We start from the raw sequence: 7,613 nt of genomic DNA on the forward strand, positions 1-7,613 counted from the left end.
AAATGCCTGCCGCGTTTTCTTCGCGGCAGGCATTTTCATATTCCCTCAAAAAAGTCCTCGTATTGTACTTTATAAATCTCTTTGAGCCCTTTGAGCTCACTCACCCGAATATTGTATTTACCACGTTCCATCTGGGAAAGCATCTCCCGGCTCACGGCCAAGCCCATGACCTGGAGCTGGGCCGCCACCTGCTCCTGGGTCAGACCCGCCCGGTCCCGGAGCCGCCGTAGATTCTCTCCGATCGAGAGGTCCTGCCTGATTTTCAATTCACAGTCCCCCTCCTTTTGGAATGGATTTCTTCCATCTTGATGCTACAATATTTTTGTGCTATTATTGGAATGTATACATTCCAAATCAAAAAGGAGGGACACAGGAGTGTACCATCAGGCTTCTCTATCCAAAGAGCATTCCGAGGACACAGACTTTGCTTTCTCCGAGGACCTTTTTTCTTTCCTGGACCAATACCGGCGTCTGATTCCAGAATTTCAGTCCCTGCTCCGTTGGGTCGTCACCAACGGTGATCTGCTTCCGCGTCTTCTGCCTGCCTAACACATTCCCAGGAGCACTTTAGATGAGTTGATCTCTCTCGCCACAAAGCGGGAAGATTCCTTGCTCCTGGTATTGGCGCTCTGTGCCCGGTATATAAAGGATCACCCAGCTTCACCCTGTGTCTGACCCGCTCCGGACTCACAAAACTTGGACTTGCATTCCCATGAAAAGTGTGTTATCATAATGATTACTGTTCGGGTGCATTGCGCCCATTTCACGCTGACCACGCCCTCCGGGGCTTGAAAGGAACGATGCTTTCATGGGTACGCTCAAGTTAGTCCTCACCATCGTCCAGGTGCTGGCCGCTCTGTTCCTCACCTTCGTGGTGCTGGCTCAGTCCGGTAAGAGCGCCGGCCTCTCCGGCGCCATCGCCGGCGGTGCCGACACCTTCCTCTCCAAGAACAAGGCCAAGAGCTGGGACGCCAAGCTGGCCCGCTGGACCAAATGGGTGGCCATCGGCTTTATGATCCTGACTCTTGTGCTCTGCCTGCTGCCCGACGGGGCCGCCGCCTGAGCAAAACGGACGAAAACGGACCAAAAAAGGACGTGCCCTTCCGGGCGCGTCCTTTTTTCGTTGCAGGCGGGCAAATTGGTGATATACTATGGAGGAAAGCACCCTTTCCGTCGGCGCCACAGACATCAGAATTACAAAGGAGAATCTTTTTTCATGAACTTACAGGGAACCTATCAGGCCACCGCCCGTGGGTTCGGCTTCTTTACGCCGGAGGGCGCGGTGGGCCGGGAGTCCGACCTCTTTGTGCCGCCCCGTTGCGACGGCGGCGCCTGGACGGGGGACAAGGTCACCGCCCAGACCAGTGCCGACCCCAAAGACCCCCAGCGGCAGATCGCAAAAATCACCGCCGTAGTGGAGCGGACCAACCGCACCCTGGTGGGCGCCGTGGAGCGCCGGGGCCGGGAGGTGTGGCTCCAGCCCACCAGCGACCGCTACCCCAACGCCGTGAAGGTGGTGGGCCGCTCCGCCGCCAAGCTGAAAACAGGGGACAAGATCGCCGTGGCCGTCACCAGCTACGGCAGCGCCAAGCTGCCTCCCACGGGCACCTTCAAGCTCTCCTTCGGCAAGGAGGGCACCCGTCAGGCCGCCGTGGCCGCCCTCCTCTACGAGCACGGCATCGACCGGGACTTCCCCGCCCCGGTGGCCGCCGCCGCCCAGCTGGCCCCTCAGGAGGTGGACCCCGCCGCCTGCACTGGCCGGCTGGACCTGCGGGACAAGACCGTCATCACCATCGACGGCGCCTCCTCCAAGGACTTTGACGACGCCGTCAGCCTGGAGAAGGACGTCGAGGGGCACTGGGTCCTGGGGGTCCACATCGCCGACGTGTCCCATTACGTGACCGAAAACTCCCCCCTGGACCTGGAGGCCTTCCACCGGGCCACCTCAGTGTACTTCGCCGACCAGGTGGTCCCCATGCTGCCCGAGGAGCTCTCCAACGGCATCTGCTCCCTCAACCCCCATGTGGACCGTCTGGCCCTCTCCTGCATCATGACCATGGATGCCTGCGGCCAGGTGCTGGACCATAAGATCGTCAAAACCGTCCTCCGCTCCACCGAGCGGATGACCTATGACGACTGCAACATCCTCCTCAAGGACCAGGACCCCGCCCTGGCGGAGCGCTACGCCCATATTCTGCCCATGCTCCGGGACATGGCGGGGCTGGCCAGGGTTCTGGAGAAGAGCCGCCGGGCCCGGGGCGCTCTGGACCTGGAGAGCCAGGAGTGCTATATCGTCTGCGACGAGACCGGCGCCCCGGTGGACATCCGGGTGCGGGAGACCGGGGAGTCGGAAAAGCTTATTGAGTCCTTCATGCTCTCTGCCAACGAGTGCGTGGCCGAGCACCTCAAAAAGGCGGGCCTCCCCGCTGTCTACCGGGTCCACGAAAAGCCCTCCGAGGACAAGGTGACCAACCTGAAGGCCATGCTGGCCCCCCTGGGCATTGACCTGAAGCAGGCCGACAACGGCAGCCTCCAGAAGGTGCTGGAGTCGGTGAAGGGAACCCCCCAGGCCCCCGCCGTCCACACCATGGTCCTCCGCAGCCTCATGAAGGCCCGGTACGACACCGAGAACCTGGGCCACTTCGGCCTGGCCGCCAAATACTACTGCCACTTCACCTCCCCCATCCGCCGCTACCCCGACCTCATGGTCCACCGCATCCTCACCGCCCTGCTGGACGGCTCCCTGGAGCAGAAGAAGGGCAAGCTGACCGCCGCCGCCGACCGGGCCGCCAAGCAGTCCTCCGACCGGGAGGTCCACGCCATGACCGCCGAGCGGGATATTGAAAAGTGCTATATGGCCGAGTTCATGACCGCCTATATCGGAGAGACCTTCCGGGGCTCCGTCACCGGCGTCACCAAGTTCGGTCTCTTTGTGGGGCTCCCCAACGGGGTGGAGGGCCTTCTCCCCGTCACCGCCCTCCCCGACGACCGCTACGAGTACGACGAGGTCCGCATGACCCTCACCGGCGCCCGGACCAAGTTCACCTACACCTTCGGCATGCCTCTGGAGGTCCTCTGCGCCGCCGCCAACCCCGGCTCCGGCCAGATCGACTTCACCCTGCCCGGGGTGGTCCCCATCTCCCAGCCGGCCCGGCCCGCCAAGCCCGTCAAGGAGGCCGGACGGCCCCCCAAGGGCAGGGGCGGCAGAGGCCGCAAGCCCTCCTCCAAGCCAGGCTACCGGCCGCCTAAGCCGGGGAAAGGAAAGAAAAAGCGATGACGAGACGGCATATTACCGCCGCATTATTGCTCTTTATATTCATTCTGACCGCCGGATGTCAGGCCGCGCCCACCCCCATTGCCTCTCCGGCCTCCACGCCGACCCCCACGCCCAGCGCCACGCCCACACCCGTACCCACATCGACCCCCGACCCGGTGGAGGAAGCGCTCTCCGCCATGACCACCGAGGAGAAGGTGGGCCAGCTCCTCATCGCCGGCTTCTACGAGACGGAAGCCGGTGAGGAGGCCCGGTCCTACATCCAGGACTGCCACGTGGGCGGGCTCATCCTCTATGGCCGGAACGTGGAGAGCGCCCGGCAGCTCACCGACCTCACCAACGGCCTGAAGGCCCTGGCGGGCGGCGGCGTCCCCCTCTTCCTCTCCACCGACCAGGAGGGGGGGATGGTGGAGCGGATGCCCCCGGAGGTCCAGCGGCTGCCCAACGCCTACGACGTGTCCGACCCGGCGGCCTTCGGCTCCACCCTGGGGGCGGAGTGCGCCGCCTTCGGCCTCAACACCGACTTCGCCCCCTCCCTGGACATCTGGTCCAACCCCAACAACACCGTCATCGGCAGGCGGGCCTTCGGCTCCGACGCCGAGACTGTGACCCAGCGCGGGCTCGCCTGCCTCACCGCCATGGAGGAGAGCGGCACCATCCCGGTTATAAAACACTTCCCCGGCCACGGGGACACCGACACCGACTCCCACGTGGGATTGCCGGTGGTGGACAAGACCCGTGAGGAGCTGTTGGAGAGGGAGCTTCTCCCCTTCCAGGCCGCCATTGACGTCGGCGCTCCCGCCGTCATGGTGGGCCACATCCTCATGACCCAGATTGACCCGGACCGGCCCGCCACCCTGTCCTATGAAGTGGTCACCAGCCTCCTCCGGGAGGAGCTGGGCTTTGACGGGGCGGTCTTTACCGACGACCTCACCATGGGGGCTATCACCCAGAATTACGGTCTGGGGGAGGCCGCCGTGCTGGCGGTGGAGGCCGGGTGCGACGTGCTGCTGGTCTGCCATGAGGCGGGCAGCGTGGAGGAAGTCTGCACCGCCCTCCTGGACGCCGTGGACGCCGGCCGCATCACTGTGGACCGGCTGGACCAGAGCGTCCGGCGCATCCTCACCCTGAAACAGAGCTACGGCCTCACCAGCGACCCGGTGGACCTCCCCGACCTGGACACCCTCAACGCCCTGGTGGCCGCCGTCAACGGTCTGGTGTGAGAAGCCCTTGACAGATGCCTCCTACAGGTGTAGTATCTTGGTAGAGATGCTACACTTGTAGGAGGTGTTTTTATGCCCCGACTCAGCGACAGCGAGTGGCAGGTCCTCACCGCATTGTGGGACAGCGGCGGCGCCAGTCTGGGGGAGGTGGTGGAGGCCCTCCGCCCCGCCACCGGCTGGAGCCGGAACACGGTGCTCACCTACCTCACCCGGATGGAGAAAAAGGGGCTGGTGACCATCGACAAGGAGCACTATCCCCACACCTACCGGGCCGCCCTGGACCGGGAGACCTGCCAGGCCCAGGAGCGGCAGAGCTTCCTTACCCGGGTGTATCGGGGCTCCGCCGGAGACCTGGTGGCCGCCTTTCTGAAGGAGTCCCCCCTCTCCGCCGAGGAGCGGGACCGGCTCAAGTCCCTGCTGGACGACATGGAGGTTTGAGCCTCCGCAGATCGTTCCATCCCTGTTGAATCGAGGTGACAATATGACCGACCTGTGGTCCTTCCTCCTCCAGACCCTCACCGCCTCCGGAGCGGCGGCCTTCCTGATGGTGGTCAAGTACCTGTTCCGTGACAAGCTCTCCCCCCGGTGGCAGTTCGGCATCTGGGGCCTGCTGGCCCTGGTGCTCCTCCACCCCGCCGGGCAGGGCGGGCGGTATGTCCTTCTCAACTGGCCATTGTGGCTGGAGACCCTCAAGACCGCCCTCACGGGAGACTACTCCCTCATCCGGGTGGTGGCTCCCATCCCCCTGCCCGCCCCCCTGGGCGGACCCCAGACGCCCCTGGACGTTCTCTACCTCCTCTACGTGGCCGGGGTGGTGGTGCTGCTGGCGTGGTACGCCCTCACCTATCTCCGGCTGCGGCTGGCCCTCCGCCGGGGGACTCCCGCCGACGACGCCCAGCTCCGCCGGGTGGCGGCCCGGTATGACCTCCCCCTCTGCCGGGCGGTGGAGGTGGAGGGGCTGCCCTCCGCCTTTGTCTGCGGGGTATTTCGGCCGGTGCTGGCCCTCCCCGCCGGGCAGGCGGTGGACGACAAGGTGCTCCTCCACGAGCTTTTGCACCTCAAGCATCACGACGCCGCCTGGGGCCTTCTCATCTGCCTCTTCCGGTGCCTCCACTGGTGCAATCCCCTCCTGTGGTACTGCGCCGACCGGGCGGGCAACGACGCCGAAGCCCTCTGCGACCAGCGGGTGCTGGAGCGGCTGGAGGGTGAGGACCGCCGGGACTACGGCCGCATCCTCCTCTCCATGGCCTCGGGCAAGTACGCCCGGGCGCCCGGCACCTCCTCCATGGCCAACGGCGGGCGCAACATCCGGGAACGCATCGAGGCCATCGCCCGGTTCAAGCGCTATCCGGCGGGGATGGCCCTGGCCTCGGTGTGCGTGGCGTTGGTGCTCCTCTTCCCCCTGGTCCTCGGTCAGGGTCAGACCCTGGCCAAGGCCAACGGCCTGGGGCTCTCCGGCGAGCTGGAGTTCCACACCGCCATGGCCTCGGCCCGGCTCACTCCCTGCACCACCGCCGCCGGCGCCCTGGACGCCTACGGCAAGGCGGTCATCGAACAAAACGGCATCTACCGGGCCCTGTGCACCCCCATTGACCAGCAGGCCGACCTGGCCGCCCAGATGGAGGTCTTCGCCCATGGCCCTGACAACTGGGTCCATGAGCACTGGGAGAGCGGTCTCCCCGGCCGGGCTGACCAAACCGCGGGCTATTTTCTCTACAACCTCACTGAGACGGCCGGCGGCTATACCGCCGTGGTGGTCTTTCCCCTCCAGCTGGCCTACCTGGACGGCCCCGACGCCCCACCGGTCCAGGAGAGCGAGGAGGGCTGTGCCTACGCCGCCTGGCAGGCCGTCCGGGCGGAGCGGCAGGGGGACCGCTGGGTGGTGATCCCCCAGGGGGACTTCCAGGTGTCGGAACTCCAGCAGGCCTATGACGCCGGCGTGAGCCTGCTCACCTGGGGTGATCCCGCCCTCCCCGCCGCCGTCACATACACCGCCGATGTGGACGGCCTCCGCCTGGAGATCGTCTACCAGACCATCCACGCCGTGGACAATACGGTGGAGACCAGCAGCTCCATGTCCTGGTTCTTTGGCACCTCCACCTCCTTTGACACCACACCCAAGCCCAACGCCCTGTTTGACTCCGCCAGAGAATCTTACGATTTTACCGGCACCGAGACCGTCCCCGGTGCAGCAGACTTGGTGAACCGCTACGCCGCCGCCCCGGTCTGGGCCGACGGCAGCGGGCCCTCCCTGGAATTCGGCTCCGGTCAGGGCAGCAGCAGCGACGGCACCTTCTGGGGCAACGCCCGGGACAGCGGCGGCCTGCAAAGCGGCGGCGGCTCCGGCTTCGGGGATGACCCCAATGAAGCGCCGGTGTGGCCGGACCACTACTGCATGGTCCTCACCTACGTGGACGGCCGGGAGGAGCAGATCGTGGAGCTCTGGCCCGTGGAAGGAGGGGATGCGCCGTGATCCCAAACTATGAGAAGCTGTACCGGGGGGTGTCCCACGCCGCCTGGGCCTACTTCTTCCTCTACTTCAACGTCAACCTGAACACCCTCAACATACTCCCCAACTTCATGTGCTACCTCCTGCTGTGGTCAGCCATCGGCTGTCTGGAGGAGGAAGAGCGGGACCTCACCCTGCTGCGCCCCCTGTGCGTGCTGCTGGGGGTATGGGCGGGAGCGGACTGGGTCTTCACCCTCTTTGGCGGGACCCTGGACGGACAATTTCTGCCCATCGACCTGCTGATCTCGGTGGCGGACATATACTTACACTTCCAGCTCTTCACCGACTTTGCCCGGCTGGCGGCGCGGTACCAGCTCCCGGGCGTGGCCCTGGACCGGCGGCTCCTGCGGCTGCGGACGGTCCACACCCTCCTCCTCACCGCCTTCGCCGTTCTGGGTTACTGCTTCCCCAACGGGGCGCAGTTCACCTTCCCGGGCAGCTCCCTGCCGGAGGGAGTGGCCACATTCCTCCTCCTTGGCATGGCCCTGGCGGCCATGCTCGTGGCCCTGATGCTCATGTTCGCCCTCTTCGCATTGCGGAAATGCTTTCTCCCCACGGAGGACAAGGCGTGAAAAAAGCGGAACAGACGCAGTGCGTCTGTTCCGCT

Annotated in this window: 7 protein-coding genes; 6 read left to right on the top strand and 1 reads right to left on the bottom strand. The window is 65.1% G+C overall.

Annotated features, from left to right (window positions below; genetic code table 11):
* Nucleotides 1-35 precede the first annotated feature (35 nt).
* Complete coding sequence (locus tag Q0K15_RS09885; protein ID WP_294515683.1) at nt 36-266, bottom strand: helix-turn-helix transcriptional regulator; 231 nt, start codon at nt 264-266, stop codon at nt 36-38.
* Between the two features lie 542 nt (nt 267-808).
* Between Q0K15_RS09885 and secG the strand changes: the two genes are divergently transcribed.
* From secG to Q0K15_RS09915, 6 genes are all read left to right on the top strand, one after another.
* Nucleotides 809-1,063 (top strand): preprotein translocase subunit SecG, encoded by a 255-nt coding sequence (secG, locus tag Q0K15_RS09890; RefSeq protein ID WP_130848233.1) that lies wholly within the window; start codon nt 809-811, stop codon nt 1,061-1,063.
* A gap of 78 nt (nt 1,064-1,141) precedes the next feature.
* On the top strand, nt 1,142-3,277 hold the full coding sequence (gene rnr, locus Q0K15_RS09895) for a ribonuclease R (protein ID WP_294515684.1): 2,136 nt from the start codon (nt 1,142-1,144) through the stop codon (nt 3,275-3,277).
* Nucleotides 3,274-4,497, top strand: a complete 1,224-nt coding sequence (gene nagZ / locus Q0K15_RS09900) for a beta-N-acetylhexosaminidase (protein ID WP_294515685.1) — start codon at nt 3,274-3,276, stop codon at nt 4,495-4,497. Before rnr ends, nagZ begins: the two co-directional genes overlap by 4 nt.
* A gap of 72 nt (nt 4,498-4,569) precedes the next feature.
* Nucleotides 4,570-4,935, top strand: coding sequence for a BlaI/MecI/CopY family transcriptional regulator (locus Q0K15_RS09905; protein ID WP_294515686.1), 366 nt, complete (start codon nt 4,570-4,572; stop codon nt 4,933-4,935).
* Nucleotides 4,936-4,978: 43 nt separating this feature from the next.
* Nucleotides 4,979-6,970 (top strand): M56 family metallopeptidase, encoded by a 1,992-nt coding sequence (locus tag Q0K15_RS09910; RefSeq protein ID WP_294515687.1) that lies wholly within the window; start codon nt 4,979-4,981, stop codon nt 6,968-6,970.
* Nucleotides 6,967-7,578 carry a hypothetical protein gene (locus Q0K15_RS09915; RefSeq protein WP_294515688.1) on the top strand — a complete coding sequence of 204 codons (612 nt, stop codon included), beginning with the start codon at nt 6,967-6,969 and terminating at the stop codon, nt 7,576-7,578. The genes Q0K15_RS09910 and Q0K15_RS09915 overlap by 4 nt, the downstream gene beginning before the upstream one ends.
* The last annotated feature ends 35 nt before the right edge of the window (nt 7,579-7,613 follow it).

Source organism: uncultured Intestinimonas sp. (assembly GCF_944387245.1).
Taxonomy (GTDB): Bacteria; Bacillota; Clostridia; order Oscillospirales; family Oscillospiraceae; genus Intestinimonas.

Coding starts and splice junctions, on each gene's coding strand:
- secG (WP_130848233.1), top strand. CDS start 809: ATGGGTACGCTCAAGTTAGTCCTCACCATCGTCCAGGTGCTGGCCGCT.
- nagZ (WP_294515685.1), top strand. CDS start 3,274: ATGACGAGACGGCATATTACCGCCGCATTATTGCTCTTTATATTCATT.
- Q0K15_RS09905 (WP_294515686.1), top strand. CDS start 4,570: ATGCCCCGACTCAGCGACAGCGAGTGGCAGGTCCTCACCGCATTGTGG.
- Q0K15_RS09910 (WP_294515687.1), top strand. CDS start 4,979: ATGACCGACCTGTGGTCCTTCCTCCTCCAGACCCTCACCGCCTCCGGA.